Raw genomic sequence first — 23,668 nt, forward strand, 5'->3', positions numbered from 1 at the left:
ACAGGTTGTCCGCGTGGGCATCTGACTACCTCGCGGGCAAGGCGACAACCCCGGCTTCGCCGGCCGCGGTCGGCGGTGTCGATCCCGTTGCGGCAGTTACTTCACGAGGGCCGCATCATGGGTGAACGTAGCGCCATTGAGTGGACTCGCGGTGACGATGGGATGCCGGGTTCCTCATGGAATCCTGTCACCGGATGCCAGCATGCCTCCGAGGGTTGTAACTCGTGCTACGCCGCATCCATCGCGAGGCGATTCGCGGGCACGAAAGCGTGGCCCAACGGGTTCGCGGTGACGCTGCGGCCGGAGCGGCTTGAGAAGCCGTTGCGGTGGCGGAGGCCACGCCGGATCTTCGTCTGCAGCACCAGCGACCTGTTCCACAACCAGGTGCCGGAAACCTACATCGCCCAGATCTTCGCGGTCATGGCGCTTTCACCGCGGCATAGGTTCATTGTGCTCACGAAGCGGCATGCCAGGATGCGGGCACTTCTAACGTCACGTGACGTTACAGGATGCGGGCATTCCTTCGAAGCCATGGTCCGCAACGCCGCCCACAATATGCGCAACAACGCTCGGGGGACCAGCTGGCCGCGGGCTGATGCTCTGATGTGGCCATTGCCGAACGTCCTGCTGGGTGTCAGCGCTGAGAATCAGCGGTGGTTCGACATCCGCGTCGCCGCATTGCGTGATACACCCGCAAGCTGCCGCATCGTGTCCCTTGAGCCACTCCTGGGGCCCATTCAGGGCGGTGACCTACTGCGGAGCCTCGACTGGGCGATCGTCGGCGGAGAATCTGGCGTGAAAGCCAGGCCGATGCATCCCGATTGGGCTCGCTCTCTGCGCGACGAATGCAACCAGGCCGACGTCGCGTTCTTCTTCAAACAATGGGGCGCATACCGCATCGCCGACCCGGAGCTCGACACCAGCGATCAAGTGGAATCCGTTCCCTTTCACCCGGACATCTCCATGGAGCCCGGAACAGATATCGGGCCATGGGCTCAGATGCGACGCGTCGGCAAAACAGCTGCGGGACGCGAGCTCGATGGCCGCATATGGGGCGAACACCCAACCGCGAACCGCCTCGACATGGTGGGGTCCAGATGAATTCCCATCGCAGAGGCCACGTGCTCCCGACACACCCTGGGCAGGGTAATGGCCGCGGACGCACAGATTTTCCGGGGGGTGCCGGATGAGCGCGGCGCTGGTGGATCCCCACGTGGCCGACGTCGCTCGTCGTGTGGTGCAGGGGTTGGGCGACCATGTCTATCCGTCTCGGGGAGAGAAGAAGGTCCAGGACCGGATTGCTCGGGCGCTCAGCGCCGCCGGGTTGGTGTTCGAGCGAGAGTTCCGGCTATCGGGGCGCGACCGACCGGACTTCTTCGTTGAAGAGCAGGTTGTGATCGAGGTGAAGCTGAAGACGCCGCGCGCCCAGGTCCTTCGGCAGTTGGGCCGGTACGCCGAGGATGGACGGGTTGCGGCGATCATTTTGGCTTCGCCGAGTTTCGTCACGCTGCAGGGCATGCGTTTGACGATTCACGACGTGCCGGTTTACCCGGTGGTCCTTCGCGGGTCGGGGTTACTCGGATGACCGCGGTGGCAGAGGTAGCAGAGGTGGCGCTGAGCCCACGGATGGCTGGTCGCTTCCAGTTGGTCCGCGGTGCGTGGGAGGTCGTGGCCGATCCAGATGTGATGGTTCGGCTTCACCGCATTTTCCCTCGCTGTGCTTGCACTTTCACTGGCGCGATCCGGCTTGCCGCGACACCTGAGGTTGCCGCCGAACTCGCATGGGTGATGAAGCGCTGGCCTATGAGCGCCTGTGCGGCCGATCGTGCGCGGCTGCTGCAGCAAGCTGCAGCTCATGAGCGGACCGAGGCGGTTGTGCAGCAGATTCTTGCCGGCCAGTCGCCGCTGGAGCCTAATCCTGACTGGGTGCAGCCGACGGTTGAGTTGCGGGGCTATCAGCGCCAGGCCCGCGATCTGGTTTGGGCGAATAGAGGGACTCTAGCGGTTCATGACCTGGGGCTGGGCAAGACCTTGACCTCGTTGGCGTTGTTGGAGAACCCGCAGGCGCGGCCGGCGGTCGCGGTCACCCTGTCAGGTCGGATGCCGAAGCAGTGGCGCAAGCAACTCGCAAAGTTCTATCCGGATCTGACGTGTCTGGAGCTGCGCAACGGCGACAAGCAGGCCCTGGAGGTCGATGGCCGGCTTCCTGACCTGGTCACGATGAACTACCACAAACTCGACAAGTGGAAGCACGAATTGAAAGCGGTTGCCAAGACGGTGATTTTCGACGAGGTCCAGGAGCTGCGCCGTCAGGACTCGAAGAAATACACCGCAGCGCGGGTGATCGCGTCGAACGCCGACTATGTAATCGGCCTGTCGGGAACTCCGATCTACAACTATGGCGCCGAGGCCTATTACGTGATCGACGCGATCAAGCCCGGCTCGTTGGGAACCGAGGAGGAATTCGCTCGGCAATGGTGCGGCACTAGCGGTTTAGACGCCAAGACTCTGGTTCTCAACCCGCAGGCCCTGCATGCCCATCTGCAGGCGCAAGGGTTGATGCATCGCTGCGACTACGACAAGGCGGGCATCCCCAGGCCGAGGTCCAACCCGATTCAGCAGTTCGTGCCCTCCGACCCACAAGTTCTCGAGGAGCTGCGCGGTAACGCGGTCGAAATGGCCCGGCTCATCTTGGATCAAAACACCAATCCTAAGGACCGGTTCAAGCTGTCTGGGGAACTCGACTGGCGGCTCCGTCAGGCCACCGGTATCGCCAAAGCACCGTTCGTCGCCGACTTCGTCAAACTGTTGCTCGACGGCGGCCGCGACAAGATCCTGCTGTTCGGCTGGCATCTGGAGGTCTACGGCATCTGGTCCGAGTTACTGAAGAACTATCAGCCACGTTTCTACACCGGGCAGCAGACCGCCGCCGCGAAGGATCGCGCGGTGGACGCCTTTCTAGACGGGGACTGTCGGTTGCTGATCATGTCGCTGCGCTCCGGAGTCGGCCTCGACGGCCTGCAGGACGTGTGCTCGACGGCGGTGTTCGGCGAACTCGACTGGTCACCAGGCTTCCACAAGCAGGCGATCGGGCGGGTGTGTCGCCCGGGGCAACTCGAGGATGTCGACGCTATTTTCTGCGTCACCGACGCCGGCGCCGACCCGTTCATGCTGGAAACCCTCGACCTTAAAGCGCTACAGGCACAGGAGTTCTTGAATCCTGACGAAGAGATTCGAGAGCCGAATCCACTTGAGCAACAAGCACACAGGGACCGCATGAAGCGACTCGCCGCCGCCTACGTGGCCCAAACCGCATAGCACGATTGGAGAGCAGTCCTCGATGCAGTCACCATCACAGAAGCTGGACAACGCCACGGCGCCATGGACCGCGCCGCACTACGTCGATGACGCGGTCACTCTCTACAGTGGCGACTGCATCACCAGACTAAATTCTGACGACCTCGGCTACGACTGGGAACTGGGCTACGGCACACATCAGCTGTTCCCCGACGAATCGGTCGACGCAGTCGTCACAGACCCGCCCTACGATCTGACCGCCGGCAAGAGGGGCGGTACTGGTGCAGCTTCGCTGAATGTCAATTCTCCTGCTGGACGCAGCCGAATCGGCACCGGCGGCGGATTCATGGGCAAGTCCTGGGATGCCACCGGCATCGCGTTTGACCCCGAAACGTGGCGAGCGGTGGCGCGCGTACTCAAGCCGGGGGGCCATCTAATCGCCTTCGGGGGCAGCCGTACCTGGCATCGTCTCGCTGCGGCGATCGAGGACGCCGGGTTCGAGATTCGCGACAACATTGCGTGGTTGAACGGATCGGGATTTCCAAAATCGCTCGACGTATCCAAGGCGATCGACAAGGCCGCAGGCGCAGAGCGTGAGGTGGTTGGGTTCAATTCCGCTGGCCAATCGAGCCTGCAACGCGTCAGCCGCGTCGAACAGGGTTATCGCGACACCCTGACAGCGGTGACACCTGGGGCCATTCCGGTGACGATCCCAGCCACCGAAGCTGGCAAACAGTGGGAAGGCTGGGGGACCGGCCTCAAGCCCGCATTCGAACCGATCGTAGTGGCCCGCAAACCGCTCGCCGGAACAGTCGCTGAAAACGTCCTTCAGTACGGAACCGGGGCACTCAACATCAACGGCTGTCGGATAGAGGCGATAGAGGCGCAAGGGCGGCCTCTTCGGGTGGGGGACTACAAGGAGACCAAGAACTCAACCTACGAGGGCCGTATGGACGGCTCGCTGGCTGGCGGTAGCAGAGCAGCAGGTACTACCGACCAGGGACGGTGGCCGCCCAATGTGCTGCTTGATGATGTGCAGGCCGCCGAACTCGATCGGCAGAGCGGCCTATTAAAGTCCGGCGCGAATCCGACCCGCAGGGGCAGCGATAAATTCCGGAACGCCTACGGCGACTTCGTTGGTCAGTCCGAATGTGTCGCGCACCGCGCGGCCGACGAAGGAGGCGCGTCACGGTTCTTTCCGGTGTTCCGGTATGAGGCCAAGGCTCCCGATTCGGAACGCCCTACTGCTGATGGAGTTTCCCACCCGACAGTCAAACCTCTAGCCATGATGCGTTGGCTTGTCCGTCTTGTCACCCCGCGCGGCGGAGTGGTGCTCGATCCATTCGCAGGGTCCGGGACGACAGCGGAGGCCTGCATCCATGAGCACCTGCGTTGTATCGCGATCGAGAGGGAGCCAGATTACTTGCCGCTGGTGGTACGGCGCCTTGGGAAGCCGATGGAGATCGGCTTCGATTTTGGGGAGGCGTCATGACGATCATGGCTTCCTTGCCGGCTGTGCGCGCAACCGGCAACCAGGAGCGCCTGGGCCCGAGGTCGGGGTCGGTCGTGGCGGCGAGTACCCCGGAGCAGAACGAACGCTACCTCCAGCACTTGTGTGTCGACTGTGGCGGAGAGCCCTCGGCTGGTCGGCCGCGGTGTGACACTTGCCATCTAGTCCTGCTTGACCGGCGGGGCAGGGGCGAGGCCGTCTGATGGGCGCCGGACTGGGCAGATCGACGTTGGCGTGCGGCGGCCGGCTTAGCGCGGAGTGGGGATCGGGTGGTCGGCGTGGGTCGACGGAACCGCGTTGTCGTGTCGGTCCACGTATATCGCCCGAGGTCGTGGTCCGATTAACCTGCGGCGCGGATATCCGCGCACGTTTCAGGCGACCAGGTGGGAGAGGGGCGGCTTAGCGGCGACCGGGCCGTGGGCCCCAATCGGGGCATGTGACCAGCAAAAACAATTACATAGAGGGGCCAGGACGGCACTCCCCCCTTGAAGGGGGGGACTTGGAAGCGAAATGCCTACCACCGGAGCTCGAACTCCGGGCCGTTGAGATGAAGCGCCAACTTCGATCCCGTGCCCCTCGCAACACGAAGGGACTTCACCATGCCAGGGTCCAGGGTAGTTCATACCCTGATAGCGGTGCAAGCATGACAAGCACTGCACCGCATGCTTATCACTCAGGGTCCTCCGGCGGACGTACTTACCGGAATCCTGACGGCGCCGAGATGCCGCACGCCACCACGGGGCACTCCGCACCCGGTTGGGGCCGGACGCCGCGGCCACGATTTTCTGGCGTGGCACACCTTCACTGCGGCATGGCCGCATCTCCATCCAAGGGGCGGCACCCAGGCCCGGTAACAACGTGTCCTTCGAGCGCCCCAGTCGGTCGGCTACAGGATTCGCCGCACCGCAGGAACGGTTCCATCCGTGCCGCAACAGGCTGCCTGGCCAGGCACGTGTCCCTGCCGCCGCACGACGAGATCTCGCCGCGGCCTTTTCGCCGGCGGGCGACGTTTTGCTCCACGCAGAGCGGCAGCGCCTCGTCAGTGAGTCAGCTCTCCCCACTTCACACAGACGAAAAGGGGGGATGCGTACTGATAGCCGCAACGTGACGCAGCCAATTCCATAGCAGTTCAAGGGTCGTCGACGAAGTCTTGCCGCCGCCGTAGCGGAGAAATGCCTCTTTAGGCGGCCCCAGTAAAGAAGGGCACTGACTTTGCTCAGTAGCACCAGCGGTTTGTTGTTGCCTTTTTTAGGTCTATCCGCCGCCGACCAAGCGCCGCCACACAGCGTTCTGACCAGCTGTGATGCTGCATCTCGCGGCGTGATTCAGTGCTGGATCGCGCCCTTGCGGCGGAGTTTGCTCGCACGCCGGGTTGCTTTGCGTTACTGGACTGCATCGAGGTCGATCCACGGCCTAATACGCCGCGGATCCCCTGTCTGCGGTCCACTGTCGGAGCGTCGACACAGCACCCGGGTCGGCCAGGGGGCTGCGTGATGGGCCAAGTACCTAACCCGCAGCCGATTCGGTGCCACGCTGGCGCAGCCCTGTATTCACGATTAGGCAAGGCCCAGACTGTGGAGGCCAGGCGTGCCGAAGTGTGCCGCCGCGGTCAGGTGCCCGCGACTGTGCCGATGTGGTCATCACGAGAGGCGTGGATCGAGGGCGTTCGCGTGTGGGCGGAGACCGCCGCGTTTCGTGCGACGTGCGGGGCTATGCGCGTATCCATGACAGCAGCGACCTTGATCGCTATCGCCGCGGTGTGGGCCGAGGCCGCCGATCACGGCACGGGACGCAACGTCGCCATCACAAGAGGCCGGGTCGCCCAACAAGTGGGTTGCGCGGTAAAGACCGTCAGCCGCGCATGGAAAATCCTCGCTGTCGGGGGATGGGCGATGGAAGCCGCGCGTGGGCACGGCTCACCCACTAAGCCGAGTGCAGCCTGCCGGCCCAGTGTTTGGCACCTCACGAGTTGCCAACGAACAGATCGGGCCCCCGCGGCGGCGCTGCCGCCTCAGGCGGGGATTGTGGAAAATGTCCCGCTACCGCCGTTAGGCGGAACTAGCTCTACACCTCCTGTTAAGAACTACTCACCAAGCGTGCGTGATCGCACGCCCGAGAAAAATTCTTCAATCCACACGGGCCGGCGCCGTCAGGCGCGGCGCCGCGGCGCCGCGCCTCGGCCCTTGGAGGTGCAGCGGCTGGCGGCGGCACTCGTCACGCCCGCCGGCCGCAGGGATCCTCTCTGCCGGGGTCTGCAGAGCTGCCACATCGGGACGATCTGCGATGCAATCACTAGTGCTGGTATCGATCCACAGCTTTGGACAGCTGAGCAGATCCGTGACGCACTCGTTGCAGACATGCGGCTGACGGGGCTGACTTGGCCCGACCGGATCGACAAGCCCGGAGCATTCCTGGCCTCCCGGCTGCGGCGATTGCCTGACCGTCCCGGCTCGTCGGAGTCCGGTCACGCCAGATCAGCTGCAGCAGTTCATAAGAACTGCTCGGCGTCAGCAGTTTCGGTCACCGACGCTCATGCCGCAGATGCTGATCGCTTCGTCGACCGGATCGCGGCGGAGTACGCCGCGATCGTCGCTGAAGTCGGCCACGATATCGCCGCACGGATGGCTACCGCCGACCGGTATCGCACCAGTAAGAACTTGCCGGGACGCCGTTCTGTGGAGTCCGGCGTGCTTCATGACCAGCGTGCCGCGGTCAACGCCGCCCGGGTTATTCGGCGGCAATTCACTGGCGAACCGCTTCGGGTCGCTGTTCGTGCATGGTTGGCAGTCCACGAACCCACAGCCTCGGAGTTCCGCGACAGTGACCAACATGCGGTCCGGGAGGGGCTGTTGCTCACGATCGAAGACTTGCTCGCGGTGACTCCGGCTGGCCGCTGTGCCCGCTGTGGATCTGTCGGAGCTATTACCCGCGAGGAGTTGCCGCAGCCTATGCCCGTCTGCCAGGACTGCTGGGAGGTCATCAGCACTGATGACAGCGATGACCACTGCAGTAACTCGGGTTCGGTTCCCGTGGGGGCGGCACTGGCGACGGTCGGGGCAAGTAAGGAGGCCTGCTGAGGAACGAGAATTTTACGTAAACGACGACAACACAACCTGTTTCACAAAGTCCGGGGAAGGAAATCATTCGATGTCTACGCAGTCCACAAGCAATCCAGGATGGTTGGTCTACCTGCCTGGTGGTGATCACTACGCCTGGTATGGCCGGAATTCGTACCCGACCGCGGAATCGGTGTGGGATGTGATCGATCCTCATGTGGGGACGAGCAGGTCGCTTGTGGCCGGCGGCTGGACCGTGGCGGCCGCCGATGCCACCGAGCTGGTTGCGCCGCGCGCACATTCGCACCGGGCAAGCGCATGACAGCCACAGATCACCGTCGGCGGCCTCGAGAACACGTCTACACCGATCTCGATGCCCCTGCGCCGTCGGGTGTGCGAGAGCCTCCGAGGGAGGACCCCGGCCGGCAGCCGCCGCAGGATCTCACCGCCGAGCAGTCGGTGTTGGGTGGGATGTTGCTGAGCAAGGATGCGATCGCCGACGTGTTGGAGCGGGTGCGGCCCGGTGACTTCTACCGCCCGGCGCACCAGAACGTCTACGACGCCATTTTGGACCTCTACGGGCGAGGGGAGCCGGCCGATGCGGTGACGGTGGCCGCCGAGCTTGATCGGCGTGGTCTGTTGCTTCGGGTGGGGGGTGCGCCGTATCTGCACACGCTGATCTCGACGGTGCCGACCGCGGCTAACGCCGGCTACTACGCCGGGATCGTCGCCGAGAAGGCGCTGCTGCGCCGGTTGGTGGAGGCCGGCACCCGGGTGGTGCAGTACGGCTACGCCGGTGCGGAGGGGGCCGATGTCGCCGAGATCGTGGATCGGGCCCAGGCGGAGATCTACGCGGTGGCCGAACGGCGGATGTCCGAGGATTTCGTGCCGCTGGAGGACTTGCTGCAACCCACGATGGATGAGATCGACGCGATCGCCTCGCACGGCGGTGCCTCGCGTGGGGTGCCGAGCGGGTTCACCGAGCTCGACGAGGTGACCAATGGGTTGCACCCCAGCCAGATGATCGTTGTTGCTGCCCGCCCGGGCGTGGGGAAGGCGTTGGCGCTGGACACGCCGTTGCCGACTCCAACTGGGTGGACCACGATGGGTGACGTCGAGGTCGGCGACGTGCTACTGGGCGCCGACGGGGCGCCGACCCGGGTGGTGGCGGCCACCGGGATCTTGTTGGGCCGGCCCTGCTACGAGGTGCGCTTTTCGGATGGGACGGTGATTGTTGCCGATGCCGCACATCAGTGGCCCACCATTGCCGGTATCCGCACCACGGCGCAGCTGCGCTGCGGGCTCGACAGCATCGCCGCGGCCGGTTCGGGGAAACAGCATGCCTCAGCGGTTGGCACCGCGGTTCTGGCGCCGGCGATCCATGTCGATGACGTGCGACGGGTGCCCAGTGTCGCGGTGCGCTGCGTGCAGGTCGACAACGACGACCATCTCTACTTGGCGGGGGCGGGCATGGTACCGACCCACAACTCCACACTCGGTCTGGACTTCATGCGGTCCTGCTCGATCAAGCACCGGATGGCCAGTGTCATCTTCTCGCTGGAAATGAGCAAGTCCGAGATCGTCATGCGGTTGCTGGCAGCAGAGGCGAACATCAAACTCGCTGACATGCGGGCGGGGCGGATGAGCGACGACGACTGGACCCGGATGGCGCGACGGATGAGCGAAATCAGCGAAGCGCCGCTCTACATCGACGACTCGCCGAACCTGACCATGATGGAGATCCGCGCCAAGGCGCGGCGACTGCGGCAAAAGGCTGACCTACGTCTGGTCGTCATCGACTACCTCCAGCTGATGTCCTCAGGAAAGCGGTCCGAATCACGCCAGGTCGAGGTTGCCGAGCTATCTAGAAACCTTAAACTCCTTGCCAAGGAACTTGAGGTTCCGGTGATTGCGATAAGCCAGCTCAACCGAGGCCCTGAGCAAAGGACTGATAAGCGTCCACAGCTCTCTGACCTGCGCGAATCTGGAAGTATCGAGCAGGATAGCGACGTTGTCCTGTTGCTTCACCGGCCCGATGCCTTCTCGCCGGATGACCCCAGAGCGGGGGAGGTGGACGTCATTATCGGCAAACATCGCAACGGGCCGACGAAGACGATCACGTTGGCACATCAGTTACACATGGCCCGCCTCGCCAACATGGCTCAACCCTCACACTATTCAAACTATTAGTATGAGGGCTATAGTAGGTTTGTGATTCGGATCGGCATCGGAAATTCGGAGGCGGCATGACAGGTGACATTCACAGTGTCGGCCGGCAACTGCCTGAAATGGCGATCGTCGATGATGCGGTCACGGCGGTCCTCGACGCCGTCGCCACCGACGATTCCGAGTACGTCATTACCAAGAATGACCAGCCAGTCGCGGTTGTCGTGAGTTACGCGAGATATCAGGGTCTGATCAGCGCGTTGGCCAACAACAAGGGAAGCATGGTCGACGGTGTCTGATCAGCCCCCCCAGGATGGGCGAAAGAGCGCGGCAGAACGCCGGCGATACACGCGTCGGCGCGCCGAGCGCACCGCGGACGCCAATAAGCATCGCGTTCGCTGGTCGGTTGAAGACGCTCTGGTCGCGTTGGACATGACGATCCCGGTGCCCGAGGCGGCGTTGCGGCTCGGCCGCACCGCGGCTGCAGTGGAAGGACTCAGGGCCAAATGGCGTCGGGGACAGCTCGCGGCCGGTCTGGCGTTCATGGTGCCCAGACCACCCAAACCGCCAGTAGAGGAAGAGGATTGAGACGATGGCTGACCACTTGATCACTTCTGCTGGGACATGGCAGATACACGCCAGCGGTGACGCCGGCGACGTAGTGTGTTTGTTGACCGAATTGCATGCGGAGCCGATCGATGGCCCCCTGGTGGCGTTATCGCGTCAGCAAGTGGTGGCCCGGCTGGGCCGCGGGGTGCCATCGGACTTTCCGGCACCCGACGTGATGATCGGCGACCCGGAACAAGGGGCAACACGTGGATGGTGGGAGTCCACCGTCCAGAACTATCTCGCGGGCACCCCGCCGACGGCCGCCGAGGACGAGAACGCCGCGGCAGCCGATCTGCTCGCCAGCGCGCCGGCGGAGGAACCCGAGAATTCGGGGCACTGGGCGAGACGTTCACGCCAGTGGGACGACGTGGAATATTCAGGAGCGGACCGCCGTGTGTTGATAGCCACCAGTCGGGGCATCGTCACTCCGGCGGGAGCGGTGGTGTCACGCCCGTTCGAGAGCCCCGACCATCTCGGCAAGCTCGTGAGCCACTATCAATGGTCGGTATCGGACGAGGAAACCCCGCAGGTGTGGATGTTCCCAGAAGCACTTGAGGCGATCGGGTTTCCGATCGACGGACTTGTGCCCGATGACGTCCCCGATGTCGTTGCTGCATTCTTCGGCTGTGAAGTGACTTATCACAAGGCCGGGTGGTTCACCTGCAAATTCACTGCAGACGGTAAGTCGTGCGCCGCCGAGGTCGTGTTGTTGCCCTTCCTCCCGATGGAGCCGTCGCCCTCGCGCCCTAACGACCGTGGCCTGGCTGGTATCGACGGCACCGACACCGAACTACCCGACGATGAAGTCGAGGCGGCGCATCTGCTCGCGGACCGTGTCGAGTGGCTCTTCGAACTCGACGGCGCACTTGCCGCACCCCGATGGTCACAAGTGGGAGGTCGGCTGGCCGCGGCCGCGATCAAACGGTCCAAGCCCAAATCCAAGAACAACAAGACCGCGCCGCCCCTGACGGCTTCCCCGCTGCCGAAGGAAATCACCACAAATGGCCGGCTACCGAGCCAATGGTGGGGGCCAGGAACACTGAAGAAACCGCACCGAACCCGAGCCGGCACTATCGACGTCGAACTGGATCAGCAGTCCGCGTACCTTCCCTCAGCAGAAGGCATCTACCTCGGCTACGGCAAGCCCGGCTGGAGTGACGTCGACCCCGCGGTCTTCGGTGAGCAACACCCCCCGTTCGGCATGTTCTTCGTCACCACACCTGCGGGCCGCGACCTCGACGGACTGTCACCGAAACTCCCCTTGCCGCACCCGGCGATGCTCTGGGACAAGCCGGCTACATTCTGGGCAACCACCGTTGACGTAAAACAACTCACTGCGCCCGCCATCCAGGGCGGCGCCGGCATTGCTGCTATGGAACTGGCGATCGATGCCGCCTGGGTGTGGCCAGAACAACACCAATGGCTCAAAGGGTGGGCCGGCGCGTTGCGCAGCAAGATGGCCGCGGCACGGGCCGCGGGTCGCGGTGACTACGAAGAGATGATCAAAGCCATCTACACCAGCTTCTTGGGTCGACTCTCCGCGGGGGGGGACAGCGCATGGAAATACCCGCTGCTCAAATTCCAGCAGCCCGCTTGGTATGCGGCGATTGAAGCCGTAACTCGCTGGCGTGCACTGCGCTATGCAACGCAGATCGCCGCCGACCACACTCTGTACCCGATCGAGGTCCTCGCCGACGCCTGGTTCTACCGTGTTCCCGCCGACTTCGCTGTTACGAAGCTGGAAACACCGCTGCGGCCCGACGGCAACCGCGCCAACGGCAGCTACCGCATCAAGCACGTCGAAGAGCCGGAGGCGGCGTAGTGCGCTGGGCGCGGATGGCCGAGCCGCCAGCACCAGGCCCGCCCCCCCGCGGCTTCCGGGATGCCTTCAATGACTTGAAGGCCCGCAAGTATCAGGAGCTCGGTGGCGTCTGGGACAGTCGGACGAACCGTGCACGCCTAGCAGAGGCAGCCCGCCGTGCGCGGGTGGAAATGACCAGGCGTGTGGCCACGCGAAGCGGTCGCCGCCGCCTCGCCGAGTCGACCATTGCCCGCTGGGCCGCTCGAAACGAACTTCCGACGGGCGTTGATCAAGCGTGGCTCGACAGGTGGGCCGCCATCGACCGCGCCGGCGGAATCCGGGCCTTCGCTCAAACGCTCGGTGTCAGCGAGCGGCGAGTCGTCGCCTGGCGCGACTCGCTTGACCCCAAAGTGCGACCTCCGGCGCCGATCCCGCCAGGCGTGTTCCGGCCCCCGCCACCCGAACCGCAGCGCGTCGGAGTTGAGACAATAGGGACCTTGACCATCAAAGGCAAGGACTACCCCGGCAAACGCATCCCCACCGCGGCCGGCGACGACTACGCGATCCTCATAGTTGAACCGGAGGCGGTTCAGGCATGGGCAGAGGGCGACTACGACACCCTGGGTGACCTGCTGAGCGAGGCAATCACCGACCAGATTATCGTGCCGGAATTCAACTTGCCGCCCAGCTACGACCCCCACTACACCGTCACTGACATAGTGAACTTCTGGCCCAATATCAACGACTGATCCCGCAACCCCCGCACCGTCGCCTTGCTAAGAAAGCGTGTATAGCACTGGTTGCATGAGGTCCCCTGGCGGCGTGACGCGCCTATACCCGCCGGGATTCGTTCTCGACTAATCGGTGATGGCGGTGCAGTCGTGTGCACTCAGTCGCTGGGCCATCGTCAAGGGAGGGGTATCAGCGAATAGGGCATACCGGGAGAGCAGCTGGATCGGGTAGTCGTCAATCAGAATGAGCGACCCGTCAGGATTCGCGGCATAGACATCGGTGATCAGCGGGCCAATGCACACCACCAGGCCATATTCGTAGGCGACTTCACCCAATCCGTCAGGCGAAGTACCCAGCAGTCCTGGACGGAACCGCCACACCGCCGAAGGCGAACTGAATCGAGCATGGTCAGTCGTTGTCACAGTCACACGAGAAGCGGTGCGACCCATGGCTCCTCGCTAAATACCAGCGACGCGGCTGTAGAGCGCGCGAGCTGCTGAGATGGCAGTGTCGATGCTGTCGGCGTGCCCACTCACGGTGCCATTGTTGGCGCGCATCAAAGCGCCGGCGTTCGGCGGTGAGGGGAAATACACGGTGCGGGTGTCGAGACGCTCCGGGGTTCCCGTCAGCGTCCACAAGTAGCGGTAAGGGTCTGGATCGGGATGGTCCTCAGGTATATCGAGTGGGTCGAAGCAAACCCATAGTCCGTCAGCGATTTGTACGGGGTCGTGATTGTCAGCCCGCACCGATGGTCACCTAGATCCCGTGATGGTGGTCATGAACGTCACGCTAGAGGGGATCTGCTGCAAGGCTGGCATGCGGTGTCTGTGTCGACCGGTTTTTCTGGTGTCGCACAGAGAACTCCGGCCCAGGCCGTGCCGCTGGGCGAGTGAAAATGAATGCCTGTGGCAGGGGTCAGCATGCCTCACGCAGGACAGTCGGCCGCCGGTCGCGGCCGATCAGCTCGCACTACGGGAATAGGTCCTGGTCGGCCGGGCCGGTGAGGGTGCTGAGGTTCCCTGGAGTTGTCAGTTGCGCAATGATGTCGCGATAGTGGCGAAGTGCATCGGCGAAATTGTGAGCTGAATCGCGATAGGCGCCGGCCGCGGCGTGGTAGCGATCTGTCAGCGTTCGTTGGTCCTCTGCGATGTCGGCGAACTGCGTTGACGCCTGCTGATACTGCTCATTGGCCGACAAGATCAGCGCCTGAGTAGCCAGGAGCAGTTGATTGGCGTCGTTGACTGAGGCGACTTGAGCGCGTAGCTCGGCAACCTCTTCTCGCAGGCTGCGGTATTCACTGGAGTCCTCGTGGAGGCCTTTGGCCGCGGCCAGTGGCGGTGACGCGACCGGTTGGACTTGATCGAGGTAGACGTACCAACGGCGCTGTGTCTTGCCGGGCTTTGCGCCACCCTCCAGCTGGCCGTCGCTGATCATGCGGCGAATGGTGCGAAGGTCGCGCCGCAGCATCCTGGCGGCTTGGGCAGCGGTGATGATGGGCCGACCAGGTTCTGGTCGGGTTTGAAGTCCCATCGGCGTGTCCTCGGTGTGGTCGGTCGAGCCATCGTAGCTCCTCAGGCCGCTTGTCTGTAGCTGACTGACCCGCAACGATGCATTGTTACAGCACAGAACAGCCGTGCGCGGCTATCCGCGACACGCCGTGGCTGATACGGGCTAGCGAGAGATGATTCATTAAGATGGGCATAACGATCAGTTACAGAGCAAAACAGCAGGTCAAATAGTCCGAGAGGCGGGGCACTGTGCATACAGCCGAACTGGAGAAGGTTGACGTTCCCGAGCTGGATATCTCCGTGAAACGGACAAGCCGCCAAGGGACCAACAAACGGCAACGTACCGAGAGACTCTTACTGAGCCTGCTGCCGACGGAACGCGAAGCCCTCGAGCAGGCCGCCGCACGCAGTGGCTACTCAGGCAAATTGCAGCAGTTCATCCTGCACAAGCTCGCTGACGACCTCGCAACGGTCTAAACCCCACACCTTCTACGAACAGGCAGTAGAAAGCACAAGGCACGGGGCGGTGCGCCGCTGTGGACCGCCGCGGTAATCCATGTCCGCCCCGCCGAAAAACCACCTCGACACGATCACGACACGACCGAACCAGCGTTACCCGGGATCACAATGGCCGCAGTTGCAGGTCTTGACGATGGGCTAGCCAGGGGGGCGCCGATGTCGTTTGCTCAATGGATCGACTGCTTCGTCGACGAGAAGGGATTCGATCGTGAACACCGGTTCGAGAAGGAAGGGCCCAGCGGCCTTCTCAACAGCATCCCGCTAGGGAACGTGATTGCCGCGATGAAGATCGCCCCAACGTCCGAACAGCAGCAGATCAAACATCAGATCGTCATGCTCGACTTCCGCAACGCCGACATCCTCGACTACCTCGGCCACCTGGCCGGCGCGTTAGCGATCTAAGACACATGAACGTCAGGCCGACGCGAAGGACGCAGGGGCCACACCTGCACCTCCCAACGGAGGTATGCAGGCCCACGCAATCAGAATTCTGCAGCAGGAGAAGGGAACTCGAAGGACGTGGTCAACCACCGGCGGACCCGCCCAGCACGTCGCCGGCGCCGTGTGGCGGCCGCGTTGAGCAGACTCGCGTCAGTGGTCATCCATTCGCGACTACACCGGCCAGCCGGTAGCTCGACCATGCCACCACTTGCACCCAGCTGCCCGGCAGTAGCAAAAGTTGCGGTGAGCACCCACATCAAGGCTCCGGCGGAGACTGTTCAGACCGCGCTGACAATGGCGGAATCACTGGCCTACGACAACGGCCGCCGCGATTGCGCGCTGGCACTGGCTCGCGTCCACATCGACGGCGCCTCCGAACACACCACCGCCACGTTCACCGTGGGTTGCGCAGACACCCGAGCGGATGCAGTCGACGAACTGCGGACCCACCTCGGCCTGGCGGCCTGCTACCTGCAAGAGCGCAACTGGCTCAGTTACGCCGACACGCTGCGCGCCTTGTCGGCCAACGCGAAGTAGCGCCCTCGCCGTCCTGGCGGGACAAGGACGCCCGTGGAGCTGCCGCCCGCGCGATGACCACCAGTGCGCGGCCCCGGGGGCTCGGGGCGTTTGAGCGCATCGGCGTTATCGGCCCGCTAGGACGGCGGCGGTGGGGACGCGGCCGTTGACGGTGCAGCTGTTCTCGGCTCTCGGACGATTCGAGGGGCGACACGAGCCGACGTCCGCCACGCGGGTGTCGTTGCAGATCAGAATTTGAATAACCGGAGGATATGCCCGGCGCTGTGCAATCCAGGGGGGACACATGCACATTGCGGCATCAGTAGACACTGTTCGACGGGATGTGGAAAGCGTCCGGGTTACCTCGGCGCAAACCGAATCTGCTCAGGTGGAATACGGAAGCGCCGACGCGAGTGTGCGTCTCCAGGCACGCCGTCACATCGTTACCACGAGAGACGGAGTGAAGCTCGCAGTCGACGAGTACGGAGATCAAGGGGCCGATCACACCGTGGTACCCCTTCACGGCCTGTGTCTGACGAAGGAATCATGGCGAATTCAGATTCGCCAGCTGAAACGCGAGTGGGGCAATGCGATTCGCATCATTTGCTTTGACCACCGTGGGCACGGCGAATCAGGCTGCGCACCAATGCACAGCTACCGGGTAGACCAGCTCGCTGACGACCTGGCTGATGTGCTCGCCGCACTGGATGTGACCGGTGCTGTCACGCTAAGCGGTCATTCGATGGGGGGCATGACGGCCTTGGCGTATCTGTCCCGTAATGCCGCCGACCGACCCGTGGACCCTCAAGGGCTGGTCCTGGTCGCGACCGCCGCCGGGAAGCTCGCAGAGCGCGGCTTGGGCCGACTCCTGGCGACCCCCGCCGCCGCAACGTTGTACGCCCTGGCGGCGCACCTTCCCCGTTCGGCGGCCGACCACGCCGTTCGTGCCTTAGCGCGGCCAATCAGTGGAGCGCTGACTCGGCGGGGTGGGTACGGCAGATCACCCAATGCGGCCATGGTCGCGATGTCGGCGGGGGCTATCAACGCGACGCCCCTGACGACGAAGGCCGGATTCCTACACGATTTGCGCACCTATGACCAGTACCAGACGCTGGGGCGCATCACCGCTGACACAACCGTGATCGGTGGTGGTGCAGACCTTCTCACACCGCTGCAGCATGCCCACGAACTCGCGGCCGGAATCCCCGGGGCCAAGCTCGAGCAAGTTCCCACGGCCGGCCACATGCTGCTCCATGAGGCGCCCCGACTGATCAGCGCCGCAATCAGTTCGTGTATCACGCAGGCCGGAAGGCTGGCCGCCGTATGACAGCCGCGCTCCGATCAGGAGTCTCGCTGTGAGTTACGACATCCTGATCTACTCGTGCGACGACGAGGACGAAGTGCTGTGGGAAGCGAACATGACCAGCAACCTCGTCCCCATGTGGCGGCTCGCAGGTGCAGACCTCGCCACCTTCCACGGCCGCACCACCGCCGATGTGGTCAGCCAACTCGAAAATGCGATCGCGGCGATGAGAGCCTGCCCCGAGCGTTACCGGCCACTCAACCCACCCAATGGCTGGGGTGACTACGGATCGTGTCTGGAATTCCTGGAGTCGATTCACGCCGCATGTGTTCAATTCCGCGGCCGCAACAGGATTGGTGTCTGCCACTGAGCGACACCTGACTGAAGCCGGCATCACGACTGGAGAATGTAGTGAGACATTGCACGTATGTACTCGTGTACGCGCCGTCGGAAAGTGCGATGCATATCGGCGCACTGACGCCAGGCCTACGTGCCATTCCAGGGGTGACGGCCGATATCAGTCCGCTGACCGCAGAGAAGCGAAAAGCCGTGATGGACGAGTTCAAAGATCACGCCGAGATCCGCGACACCCTCACCGCCGCTTCACACATGATTCGAATTGCGTACGACAACAGCGACAGCCAGCAGTCGGCCCTCCAGGCGCTGGAGGACCTCGCAGCCAGGTATTGGATTCGCTGGATCGACGAGAACATGGTTTTGCACTGATATCGCTGCCCGCTAGACGTGGCCCATCGCGGCCCGAACCGGCGCTACTACGGCGCGACCACCAAGACGAAGGACAGCAATGCACACCTTGGACATCAGCCACGGCGAGAGCGCTCGCATCACTCTGACCATGCGGGACGGCGCCAAGGTCGTGGTCGACGTCGCTGGCCACAGTGAACGAGGAACCGTCGAAGTATTCGACTCTCGCGATGGGGCTGATTCCACCTGCGAAGTCTTCATCAACGGCGTTGACTATTCCCAAGACTCGTTCTGACTTCCTGATCAAGGCCCGCCGAGCGGACGGAAAATAGTCGGCCGACACATGCGCTCATCCCCGACCACCGCCACCGGGCCGATAACAATGCGTACGCACGCGGCATGTGACTGTGCGGCGCAACAGATCGTTGGCCAGTCGCAGTAGATAGCGGAGAAGGGAAACTATGTCGACAGCGTTCTGGAATTCAGTGAATGACTGCCTCGATGACATCGAGAAAGCTAAAACCGTCAGCGAAGTGATCGGCTTCCTGAACAGGACATTCAATGCCGACGACTACCACAAAGAAGACACCGCAGACGCATTCTTCCCCGGCTCTGGCGGTGACAGGCAAATGATCGATGCGCTGCGTGAGGCGGGGTGGCCCATCGTGTGGGTGAACGCCACGTACTACTTCATGGCCCAAGACACGAACGGTGATCTCCTGACTTACATCGAAGGTGACGTCTACCGCGGCGACCGCAGGTAGCTACGGAGGAAACGGACGAGCGGCGTGGGAAACGTTGTCAGTGATCCAGCTGACACTCGCTGCTGCTCTCCGAACACCGCAGTTTTGAACGAAACCGCCACCAGATCACTACCACACCCACGCAAGGGGGAATCCGATGAACGAGACAATTCAAGTCAGCGCAACCGTTATCAGCGACGATCAGGCGCGGCGTGACGTTGAGGCCGTGTACGGCGGCGGCGGCCGCGAAGTCGAACCAGAGACCGCGGTCACTATCGCTTCGTGGTGGCAGTCACAGGGGAGCGTGGGACGGGTCTTAGGGGCGTTCGCTAGCGGATGCGCCGTGGCACGGCAAGAGCTGCTCGACGACATCGCCGCCACCCGCAACGAGAACGGCTACCACACACGAGACATGATGCCTCGAGACCGCCGCGCGCTGGACTGCCTATCGACATTCGTCATCCAGCATCCCTGACCCCTGACCCCTGACCCCGCACAGCCAGAATCGAGAGAGCCAAGCACATGGCCTACAAAGCCACACCGACATCAGGCAGCCAAGACACGATCCTCGTGATCGGACACGTCCATTCGTTCCCTCGGCACCCGGACGCCGGAACCCCGGTCGACCTGTTTCCCAATGGCGGCGTCCCGGCAGAACACCCCGACCAGCTCTACGCACTGGTGTCTGTGCAGTGGGCACAGCAGTGGACAACCGTCGACGTCGACACCGGCGAGAGCACGACCGAATACCGGAGCGGAGGGACGCTCGGAACACCGACGGGCACCAGTTGGTACTTGGCGCCGGTATCCCGCGATGGCAACACCTACCGCCTCACAGGCCGCGTGGCCCGAGGCTTCCGGGATGCCCAGCTGCCCGCGATCCCGGGCCTGACCGCACCCCCGATCGTTCCCATCCACGACCACCCGATGTGAGTAGCGGCACGAACACAAGTCGGCTTGGCGGAGATCCTGTCAGATCGATTCAGCGAAGGTAGAGGGAGGAAGACCATGAGCGCGTACAGCGATATCACTGAGGCCGCGGCGTTCAACGGCTGGTCGATCTACCACTCATCTATGCCCGGCAATGTGGTGTTCGACCGCGAGGGCGAGCGGGTCAACCTGTGGTTCACCAAAGCCGGCAACGTCGATTGCGGCCGACACACCGTGTTTAACCTCGGCAGCGAATCCCTGGATCCTGGGGCGCGGGCCAAGGTGCGCAATGAAACAGCACTTGCCTGGTTCATCCCGCGTTGACATCCCCGGCGACCCGCAGATTGAGGAAAGAATCGATGAGTGTGACCGAATCGGACGCGCCGAAGACGTGGACGGTGATAGGCCACTGGGGTAACGACGAGATCGTCGTCGAATGCGTCGTCGAAGGCCACTACCAGGACCAGCATATCAACCGCGGCCACTGGGATCTAGGTCTCTTCGCCGCACCTGGTGAGGGCCGCACGATCGAGGAAGCCAGCGCCGCTGTCCGCGCTGAATACGAGCACCACGATGGATGAGCCTACCGAGCTGTTGGCCGCGCGCACGCTGCTCGTCAGCGTCACCCAGCGCTGGCGTCGCCAACACCTCCAAGGCAGCGTGCTCGACGCTGCGGAAGCCGTGTTGGCCAGTCTGGAGACCGTCCTCAGTGAGGGCCTTTACCATGCCTCAGCAGGCGCCCTCGCGCACCTACAGACCCAACTCGACTATCTGTTGGAGGCAGTCGACCGCATCCGCGAGCTCGGCAAGGGCGACTCTCTGACGGCCGCGAGCGCCGAACTTGTCAAGCAGATCGACACCATGCTGGCCCACAGAGGCCGACCAGCATGAACAGCGGTGTCACCGCCAAGGTAGGCCGACCGGGCGCCGCGCGGCACGCTGCGCCTCGCTGCAAGATCGCGGGCCCGTGACAGCCGGGGCAAGCGCAGAACCGCCCGAAGGGTTCGACGTGGCGTTGGCGTTCACGCGCGACGGCGCGGTCTACGACTACATCGGTAACTGGGAAACAGCGCAAACCATGGCCAACGAGGGCTACAAGATTCGGATTCTCAAAGGCGACGGCGGGTACAGCCGTGAGGAGCTCCAGGCGATGGTCGACCGCGAACTGGCCGCTGCTGTGGACTGTTTCGGTGAAGACCATCTGAAGTAAGGCCCGACGAGGCTGGTCGCATGAGAGGAACGACGCAATGTACGTAGATGACATGGATCTGGACACCGCGAAGCAGATGGTAAGGCTGCTTGAGCACCAGATCGACGCCGCGATACCTGGATCGCGTTCGAAGGAACAGCTGGTATTCGACCTGGAGGATGTGCAGGGCCGCATCAAGGAACTCGGCCACTAATCCCCGTGCACGTCGGGGGTGGGTGCAGATCCGTCGAGGACTTGTCAGTGGCAGGTCATACAGTGCAACTTGTCTGATGGGAAGGTCAAAATAATGGGGTTTTCAGCGCCAACTGCAAAGGTTGTGGGCACCCGATACTTTCATCTCGCGCTACCAGCGTGATCAACCGCTGGATGAATGATGGCGTGGCGATTACACCGGATGGGTGCATCTTGTTGGGCAGCTATGACGGGTACGGCAGCCTCGGCCAGTACCAGTGCGCGGTTGGAGAAGACAGCACCGTGTGGCACCAAGCATGCTGGCAGGTCGCGGGGTCTCCTACGGAATACCGGGGCGCTTCGGACTACTCGGACGATCAGGGATGGTTCTTCGAAGACGGTGCGCACGATCTTGCTGCACCCACCATCGGTCAGTAGCCCCGCGGCCGCTTCATGACCGGACGCGCATTGGTCGCCGCAGGTCAGATATCGACAATTCGTGTGCCGTAGACGTATTCGATCCGAGTGCCTCGGCACATCGTGATAGGCGCCTTCGGGTAAGTGTGACCATGAATGAGCATCCGCGGCCGGGCCCGATCCATCCAACCAACAAGAGCGTCGATCCCGACGTGAGCGGCGTCGGTGTGATCGTTGATGCCCCGGGGCGGACAGTGAGTGACGAGGATGTCGGCCGGCGGCAACGCAGCAACCAGGGCGTGGTACTCGTCTTGGGTGTACAGAAGGTCGCTCGAACCGGCTTTATATCGAACGCAACCTTGTAAACCGGTAAAGGAAATGCCATGATGCATAACTCGTCTGAGATGGAGGTTCTCGATTCCGAGCTTATCGAGGTATGTCCCGTTGCAATGGTTACCGTAGACACCCATCGTCAGAACAGGGACATCGCTGATACCAGTGAGCATCGGGCCGATGAGATCCCCTGCGGTGACTACCGCGTCGACCCGGTGTTCGGCAACCACATCGGCCAGTGCAGGCTCCGAGTCGCGATCATATCGATCGGCGATAACCAACATGCGCATGTGAAAATTCTAGGTCTGCAGCGTCGTTCCGCTCTGTATCCGAGGGCACTTGGTCGAAACAAAAGATCGCTGCGATCTGGCGTGTCAGAGTTCGGAGCCGGGGTGGCTCGGCGAGACTGGTTGCGTTAGGGGGTTTCAACAGTAATGGCCGAATTCACAGACGCTGGCGGGGATGTCCTCGAGGCCTTTTGGTCGGATGGGCACCTTTGTGTACGTAACATCACCGAGGACGATGAGGCCAGTATCACCGTCGAACTTACGACCCGGCAAGCCGCTGAACTCGGCCGACTGTGCCAGAGCCCACGATGACAGGCTGACGGCGTAATGCCCCTCAACAGGAGGACTGAAGCCCCAGCCTTCGGCACTCACACGGGAGAGCGGCCGTGTGACAGCAGGGAGATCATCGTCGGTCCTATGACTGGCGTCCGGTGAAGTGTTGTCCATCGGCTGTAGCGACACCAACGATGACGTTGTCGTCGATGGTGAGGACGACGTCACCTTGGAATTCGGAGTTTGTGATTCCATAGCCGACCTGACCGCCGGCGACAGTCTTCCAGGTGCCATCGGTGGTGGACACCGTGTACCGGGGGTTGCCGTCTTTATCGTTTTGGTCGCGGGTTGTTCCCGTGATGGTCGTTTTGATCTGGTGCGTCATGGTTATAAGAATACGGTGCCGGCCGCCGGGTACCGCGGCACCCCGGATCGTCGGCGCCGCGTGCCGCGTGCCGGGGGGACTCCATAAAGAGCTTCCTTTTGCGCCGAGGGGCTGTTCCCGCAGCATCGAAGAAATCATGTCCGCTGGACGCTCCGCTGAGAGGGTCAACGTCGGCGGCGTTGTAGTGTTCCGTTAGCGCCAGTGCCGCTCAGTTAGGGGTGTGGTGCGGTTGTCCACCATCGTGGATTTCGATGGTGGATGGCGGTATGTGAAGGAGATGGCATGGCGACGGCAGAGATCAGTGTGGAGAAGTACCAGAGCTTGCAGGGACACGGGTACGCTGGCCATGTCAGTGAGCTGTCCGAAGGGTGCGTGGAGGCGTTCCGCGCTGGCGCCAAGGACTGGGATGGCCAGCACTGGCACATGCACAACGGCGGGTCCCGGGGAACGATGCTGAGCCCGGTCAACGTCCGTGCCGGGCATCAGCTTTGACCGGCGCGTGGAGTAGCTGCCGCACCCGTCCCTGATAGACGGTCGACATGCCGCGGGGGATCCCGGCCGGGTTGGTCGGCCGGCTAGTCGGTGTCCGGGGAGGGGGTGCGAGGCTGCGGCTGCGCACCCCCTCATACTATGAGCGGCCGGCCGCTGCCGGCTAACTCTGGGGTGGTTCCATCGGCCCCCCGCAACACGTAAGACATAGATAGTATGAGGGGTAGCCCGCGGCGATAGTCGCGGCGACTGTAAGCAAATCAACTG

At 63.0% G+C, this 23,668-nt stretch carries 32 protein-coding genes; 28 read left to right on the forward strand and 4 right to left on the reverse strand.

Annotation, left to right across the window (positions count from 1 at the left end; translation table 11 throughout):
• Nucleotides 1-117: 117 nt before the first annotated feature.
• The 10 genes from AC5Y36_RS02850 (at nt 118) to AC5Y36_RS02895 (ending at nt 13,188) form a co-directional block, all read left to right on the forward strand.
• Nucleotides 118-1,101: a DUF5131 family protein gene (locus AC5Y36_RS02850; protein ID WP_500039337.1), complete on the forward strand. Its 984-nt coding sequence runs from the start codon at nt 118-120 to the stop codon at nt 1,099-1,101.
• A gap of 85 nt (nt 1,102-1,186) precedes the next feature.
• Nucleotides 1,187-1,585 (forward strand): hypothetical protein, encoded by a 399-nt coding sequence (locus AC5Y36_RS02855; protein ID WP_500039338.1) that lies wholly within the window; start codon nt 1,187-1,189, stop codon nt 1,583-1,585.
• The gene (locus AC5Y36_RS02860; RefSeq protein WP_500039339.1) at nt 1,582-3,318 is read left to right on the forward strand and encodes an SNF2-related protein; all 1,737 of its coding nucleotides are present in this window, start codon (nt 1,582-1,584) and stop codon (nt 3,316-3,318) included. The genes AC5Y36_RS02855 and AC5Y36_RS02860 overlap by 4 nt, the downstream gene beginning before the upstream one ends.
• A 22-nt stretch (nt 3,319-3,340) precedes the next feature.
• The gene (locus AC5Y36_RS02865; RefSeq protein ID WP_500039340.1) at nt 3,341-4,789 is read left to right on the forward strand and encodes a DNA-methyltransferase; all 1,449 of its coding nucleotides are present in this window, start codon (nt 3,341-3,343) and stop codon (nt 4,787-4,789) included.
• A gap of 2,114 nt (nt 4,790-6,903) precedes the next feature.
• Nucleotides 6,904-7,884 (forward strand): hypothetical protein, encoded by a 981-nt coding sequence (locus tag AC5Y36_RS02870; protein WP_500039341.1) that lies wholly within the window; start codon nt 6,904-6,906, stop codon nt 7,882-7,884.
• Nucleotides 7,885-8,181: 297 nt separating this feature from the next.
• Nucleotides 8,182-10,053, forward strand: a complete 1,872-nt coding sequence (dnaB, locus tag AC5Y36_RS02875) for a replicative DNA helicase (RefSeq protein ID WP_500039342.1) — start codon at nt 8,182-8,184, stop codon at nt 10,051-10,053.
• 56 nt (nt 10,054-10,109) lie between these two features.
• Nucleotides 10,110-10,328: a type II toxin-antitoxin system prevent-host-death family antitoxin gene (locus AC5Y36_RS02880; protein WP_500039343.1), complete on the forward strand. Its 219-nt coding sequence runs from the start codon at nt 10,110-10,112 to the stop codon at nt 10,326-10,328.
• Nucleotides 10,321-10,617, forward strand: coding sequence for a hypothetical protein (locus tag AC5Y36_RS02885; RefSeq protein WP_500039344.1), 297 nt, complete (start codon nt 10,321-10,323; stop codon nt 10,615-10,617). Before AC5Y36_RS02880 ends, AC5Y36_RS02885 begins: the two co-directional genes overlap by 8 nt.
• Before the next feature lie 4 nt (nt 10,618-10,621).
• Nucleotides 10,622-12,460: a hypothetical protein gene (locus tag AC5Y36_RS02890; RefSeq protein ID WP_500039345.1), complete on the forward strand. Its 1,839-nt coding sequence runs from the start codon at nt 10,622-10,624 to the stop codon at nt 12,458-12,460.
• Between the two features lie 182 nt (nt 12,461-12,642).
• Nucleotides 12,643-13,188: a hypothetical protein gene (locus AC5Y36_RS02895; protein WP_500039346.1), complete on the forward strand. Its 546-nt coding sequence runs from the start codon at nt 12,643-12,645 to the stop codon at nt 13,186-13,188.
• A gap of 108 nt (nt 13,189-13,296) precedes the next feature.
• Here AC5Y36_RS02895 and AC5Y36_RS02900 read toward each other — a convergent pair whose 3' ends face one another.
• Complete coding sequence (locus tag AC5Y36_RS02900; RefSeq protein WP_500039347.1) at nt 13,297-13,620, reverse strand: hypothetical protein; 324 nt, start codon at nt 13,618-13,620, stop codon at nt 13,297-13,299.
• A gap of 52 nt (nt 13,621-13,672) precedes the next feature.
• Here AC5Y36_RS02900 and AC5Y36_RS02905 point away from each other — a divergent pair, with 52 nt between their 5' ends.
• A complete protein-coding gene (locus tag AC5Y36_RS02905; protein WP_500039348.1) occupies nt 13,673-13,813 on the forward strand; it encodes a hypothetical protein in 141 nt (46 codons plus the stop codon).
• A gap of 327 nt (nt 13,814-14,140) precedes the next feature.
• Here the strand turns inward: AC5Y36_RS02905 and AC5Y36_RS02910 are convergent, their stop codons facing one another.
• A complete protein-coding gene (locus AC5Y36_RS02910; RefSeq protein WP_500039349.1) occupies nt 14,141-14,701 on the reverse strand; it encodes a helix-turn-helix domain-containing protein in 561 nt (186 codons plus the stop codon).
• Nucleotides 14,702-14,928: 227 nt separating this feature from the next.
• Between AC5Y36_RS02910 and AC5Y36_RS02915 the strand changes: the two genes are divergently transcribed.
• The 16 genes from AC5Y36_RS02915 (at nt 14,929) to AC5Y36_RS02990 (ending at nt 21,655) form a co-directional block, all read left to right on the forward strand.
• The gene (locus AC5Y36_RS02915; protein WP_500039350.1) at nt 14,929-15,156 is read left to right on the forward strand and encodes a hypothetical protein; all 228 of its coding nucleotides are present in this window, start codon (nt 14,929-14,931) and stop codon (nt 15,154-15,156) included.
• A gap of 198 nt (nt 15,157-15,354) precedes the next feature.
• Nucleotides 15,355-15,600, forward strand: coding sequence for a hypothetical protein (locus AC5Y36_RS02920; RefSeq protein WP_500039351.1), 246 nt, complete (start codon nt 15,355-15,357; stop codon nt 15,598-15,600).
• 282 nt (nt 15,601-15,882) lie between these two features.
• On the forward strand, nt 15,883-16,176 hold the full coding sequence (locus tag AC5Y36_RS02925) for a hypothetical protein (protein WP_500039352.1): 294 nt from the start codon (nt 15,883-15,885) through the stop codon (nt 16,174-16,176).
• A 439-nt stretch (nt 16,177-16,615) separates the two neighbouring features.
• Nucleotides 16,616-17,482, forward strand: a complete 867-nt coding sequence (locus tag AC5Y36_RS02930) for an alpha/beta fold hydrolase (protein ID WP_500039353.1) — start codon at nt 16,616-16,618, stop codon at nt 17,480-17,482.
• 28 nt (nt 17,483-17,510) lie between these two features.
• Complete coding sequence (locus tag AC5Y36_RS02935) at nt 17,511-17,828, forward strand: hypothetical protein (RefSeq protein ID WP_500039354.1); 318 nt, start codon at nt 17,511-17,513, stop codon at nt 17,826-17,828.
• A 134-nt stretch (nt 17,829-17,962) separates the two neighbouring features.
• A complete protein-coding gene (locus AC5Y36_RS02940; protein WP_500039355.1) occupies nt 17,963-18,184 on the forward strand; it encodes a hypothetical protein in 222 nt (73 codons plus the stop codon).
• Between the two features lie 79 nt (nt 18,185-18,263).
• Complete coding sequence (locus AC5Y36_RS02945; RefSeq protein WP_500039356.1) at nt 18,264-18,458, forward strand: hypothetical protein; 195 nt, start codon at nt 18,264-18,266, stop codon at nt 18,456-18,458.
• 166 nt (nt 18,459-18,624) lie between these two features.
• Nucleotides 18,625-18,927 (forward strand): hypothetical protein, encoded by a 303-nt coding sequence (locus tag AC5Y36_RS02950; RefSeq protein ID WP_500039357.1) that lies wholly within the window; start codon nt 18,625-18,627, stop codon nt 18,925-18,927.
• A gap of 136 nt (nt 18,928-19,063) precedes the next feature.
• Nucleotides 19,064-19,381 (forward strand): hypothetical protein, encoded by a 318-nt coding sequence (locus tag AC5Y36_RS02955; RefSeq protein WP_500039358.1) that lies wholly within the window; start codon nt 19,064-19,066, stop codon nt 19,379-19,381.
• Between the two features lie 47 nt (nt 19,382-19,428).
• A complete protein-coding gene (locus AC5Y36_RS02960) occupies nt 19,429-19,839 on the forward strand; it encodes a hypothetical protein (RefSeq protein WP_500039359.1) in 411 nt (136 codons plus the stop codon).
• Nucleotides 19,840-19,914: 75 nt separating this feature from the next.
• The gene (locus AC5Y36_RS02965; protein WP_500039360.1) at nt 19,915-20,160 is read left to right on the forward strand and encodes a hypothetical protein; all 246 of its coding nucleotides are present in this window, start codon (nt 19,915-19,917) and stop codon (nt 20,158-20,160) included.
• A gap of 35 nt (nt 20,161-20,195) precedes the next feature.
• Nucleotides 20,196-20,417, forward strand: coding sequence for a hypothetical protein (locus tag AC5Y36_RS02970; protein ID WP_500039361.1), 222 nt, complete (start codon nt 20,196-20,198; stop codon nt 20,415-20,417).
• Nucleotides 20,410-20,727, forward strand: coding sequence for a hypothetical protein (locus AC5Y36_RS02975; protein WP_500039362.1), 318 nt, complete (start codon nt 20,410-20,412; stop codon nt 20,725-20,727). The genes AC5Y36_RS02970 and AC5Y36_RS02975 overlap by 8 nt, the downstream gene beginning before the upstream one ends.
• Nucleotides 20,728-20,803: 76 nt before the next feature.
• The gene (locus tag AC5Y36_RS02980; RefSeq protein ID WP_500039363.1) at nt 20,804-21,046 is read left to right on the forward strand and encodes a hypothetical protein; all 243 of its coding nucleotides are present in this window, start codon (nt 20,804-20,806) and stop codon (nt 21,044-21,046) included.
• Between the two features lie 37 nt (nt 21,047-21,083).
• On the forward strand, nt 21,084-21,239 hold the full coding sequence (locus AC5Y36_RS02985; RefSeq protein WP_500039364.1) for a hypothetical protein: 156 nt from the start codon (nt 21,084-21,086) through the stop codon (nt 21,237-21,239).
• 158 nt (nt 21,240-21,397) lie between these two features.
• A complete protein-coding gene (locus AC5Y36_RS02990) occupies nt 21,398-21,655 on the forward strand; it encodes a hypothetical protein (RefSeq protein WP_500039365.1) in 258 nt (85 codons plus the stop codon).
• A 44-nt stretch (nt 21,656-21,699) separates the two neighbouring features.
• Here the strand turns inward: AC5Y36_RS02990 and AC5Y36_RS02995 are convergent, their stop codons facing one another.
• On the reverse strand, nt 21,700-22,257 hold the full coding sequence (locus AC5Y36_RS02995) for a metallophosphoesterase family protein (RefSeq protein ID WP_500039366.1): 558 nt from the start codon (nt 22,255-22,257) through the stop codon (nt 21,700-21,702).
• A gap of 412 nt (nt 22,258-22,669) precedes the next feature.
• On the reverse strand, nt 22,670-22,912 hold the full coding sequence (locus AC5Y36_RS03000; protein ID WP_500039367.1) for a hypothetical protein: 243 nt from the start codon (nt 22,910-22,912) through the stop codon (nt 22,670-22,672).
• A gap of 282 nt (nt 22,913-23,194) precedes the next feature.
• On the opposite strand from AC5Y36_RS03000, the gene AC5Y36_RS03005 reads away from it, so the two are divergent.
• Nucleotides 23,195-23,404 (forward strand): hypothetical protein, encoded by a 210-nt coding sequence (locus AC5Y36_RS03005; protein ID WP_500039368.1) that lies wholly within the window; start codon nt 23,195-23,197, stop codon nt 23,402-23,404.
• Nucleotides 23,405-23,668 lie beyond the last annotated feature (264 nt).

Source organism: Mycobacterium sp. NGS50, assembly GCF_059812545.1.

Excerpts from the sequence above, each read along its gene's own strand:
- AC5Y36_RS02850 (WP_500039337.1), top strand. The coding sequence starts at position 118 with ATGGGTGAACGTAGCGCCATTGAGTGGACTCGCGGTGACGATGGGATG.
- AC5Y36_RS02855 (WP_500039338.1), top strand. The coding sequence starts at position 1,187 with ATGAGCGCGGCGCTGGTGGATCCCCACGTGGCCGACGTCGCTCGTCGT.
- AC5Y36_RS02860 (WP_500039339.1), top strand. The coding sequence starts at position 1,582 with ATGACCGCGGTGGCAGAGGTAGCAGAGGTGGCGCTGAGCCCACGGATG.
- AC5Y36_RS02865 (WP_500039340.1), top strand. The coding sequence starts at position 3,341 with ATGCAGTCACCATCACAGAAGCTGGACAACGCCACGGCGCCATGGACC.
- dnaB (WP_500039342.1), top strand. The coding sequence starts at position 8,182 with ATGACAGCCACAGATCACCGTCGGCGGCCTCGAGAACACGTCTACACC.
- AC5Y36_RS02880 (WP_500039343.1), top strand. The coding sequence starts at position 10,110 with ATGACAGGTGACATTCACAGTGTCGGCCGGCAACTGCCTGAAATGGCG.
- AC5Y36_RS02890 (WP_500039345.1), top strand. The coding sequence starts at position 10,622 with ATGGCTGACCACTTGATCACTTCTGCTGGGACATGGCAGATACACGCC.
- AC5Y36_RS02900 (WP_500039347.1), bottom strand. The coding sequence starts at position 13,620 with ATGGGTCGCACCGCTTCTCGTGTGACTGTGACAACGACTGACCATGCT.
- AC5Y36_RS02905 (WP_500039348.1), top strand. The coding sequence starts at position 13,673 with ATGGCAGTGTCGATGCTGTCGGCGTGCCCACTCACGGTGCCATTGTTG.
- AC5Y36_RS02910 (WP_500039349.1), bottom strand. The coding sequence starts at position 14,701 with ATGGGACTTCAAACCCGACCAGAACCTGGTCGGCCCATCATCACCGCT.
- AC5Y36_RS02920 (WP_500039351.1), top strand. The coding sequence starts at position 15,355 with ATGTCGTTTGCTCAATGGATCGACTGCTTCGTCGACGAGAAGGGATTC.
- AC5Y36_RS02945 (WP_500039356.1), top strand. The coding sequence starts at position 18,264 with ATGCACACCTTGGACATCAGCCACGGCGAGAGCGCTCGCATCACTCTG.
- AC5Y36_RS02950 (WP_500039357.1), top strand. The coding sequence starts at position 18,625 with ATGTCGACAGCGTTCTGGAATTCAGTGAATGACTGCCTCGATGACATC.
- AC5Y36_RS02955 (WP_500039358.1), top strand. The coding sequence starts at position 19,064 with ATGAACGAGACAATTCAAGTCAGCGCAACCGTTATCAGCGACGATCAG.
- AC5Y36_RS02960 (WP_500039359.1), top strand. The coding sequence starts at position 19,429 with ATGGCCTACAAAGCCACACCGACATCAGGCAGCCAAGACACGATCCTC.
- AC5Y36_RS02965 (WP_500039360.1), top strand. The coding sequence starts at position 19,915 with ATGAGCGCGTACAGCGATATCACTGAGGCCGCGGCGTTCAACGGCTGG.
- AC5Y36_RS02970 (WP_500039361.1), top strand. The coding sequence starts at position 20,196 with ATGAGTGTGACCGAATCGGACGCGCCGAAGACGTGGACGGTGATAGGC.
- AC5Y36_RS02975 (WP_500039362.1), top strand. The coding sequence starts at position 20,410 with ATGGATGAGCCTACCGAGCTGTTGGCCGCGCGCACGCTGCTCGTCAGC.
- AC5Y36_RS02985 (WP_500039364.1), top strand. The coding sequence starts at position 21,084 with ATGTACGTAGATGACATGGATCTGGACACCGCGAAGCAGATGGTAAGG.
- AC5Y36_RS02995 (WP_500039366.1), bottom strand. The coding sequence starts at position 22,257 with ATGCGCATGTTGGTTATCGCCGATCGATATGATCGCGACTCGGAGCCT.
- AC5Y36_RS03000 (WP_500039367.1), bottom strand. The coding sequence starts at position 22,912 with ATGACGCACCAGATCAAAACGACCATCACGGGAACAACCCGCGACCAA.
- AC5Y36_RS03005 (WP_500039368.1), top strand. The coding sequence starts at position 23,195 with ATGGCGACGGCAGAGATCAGTGTGGAGAAGTACCAGAGCTTGCAGGGA.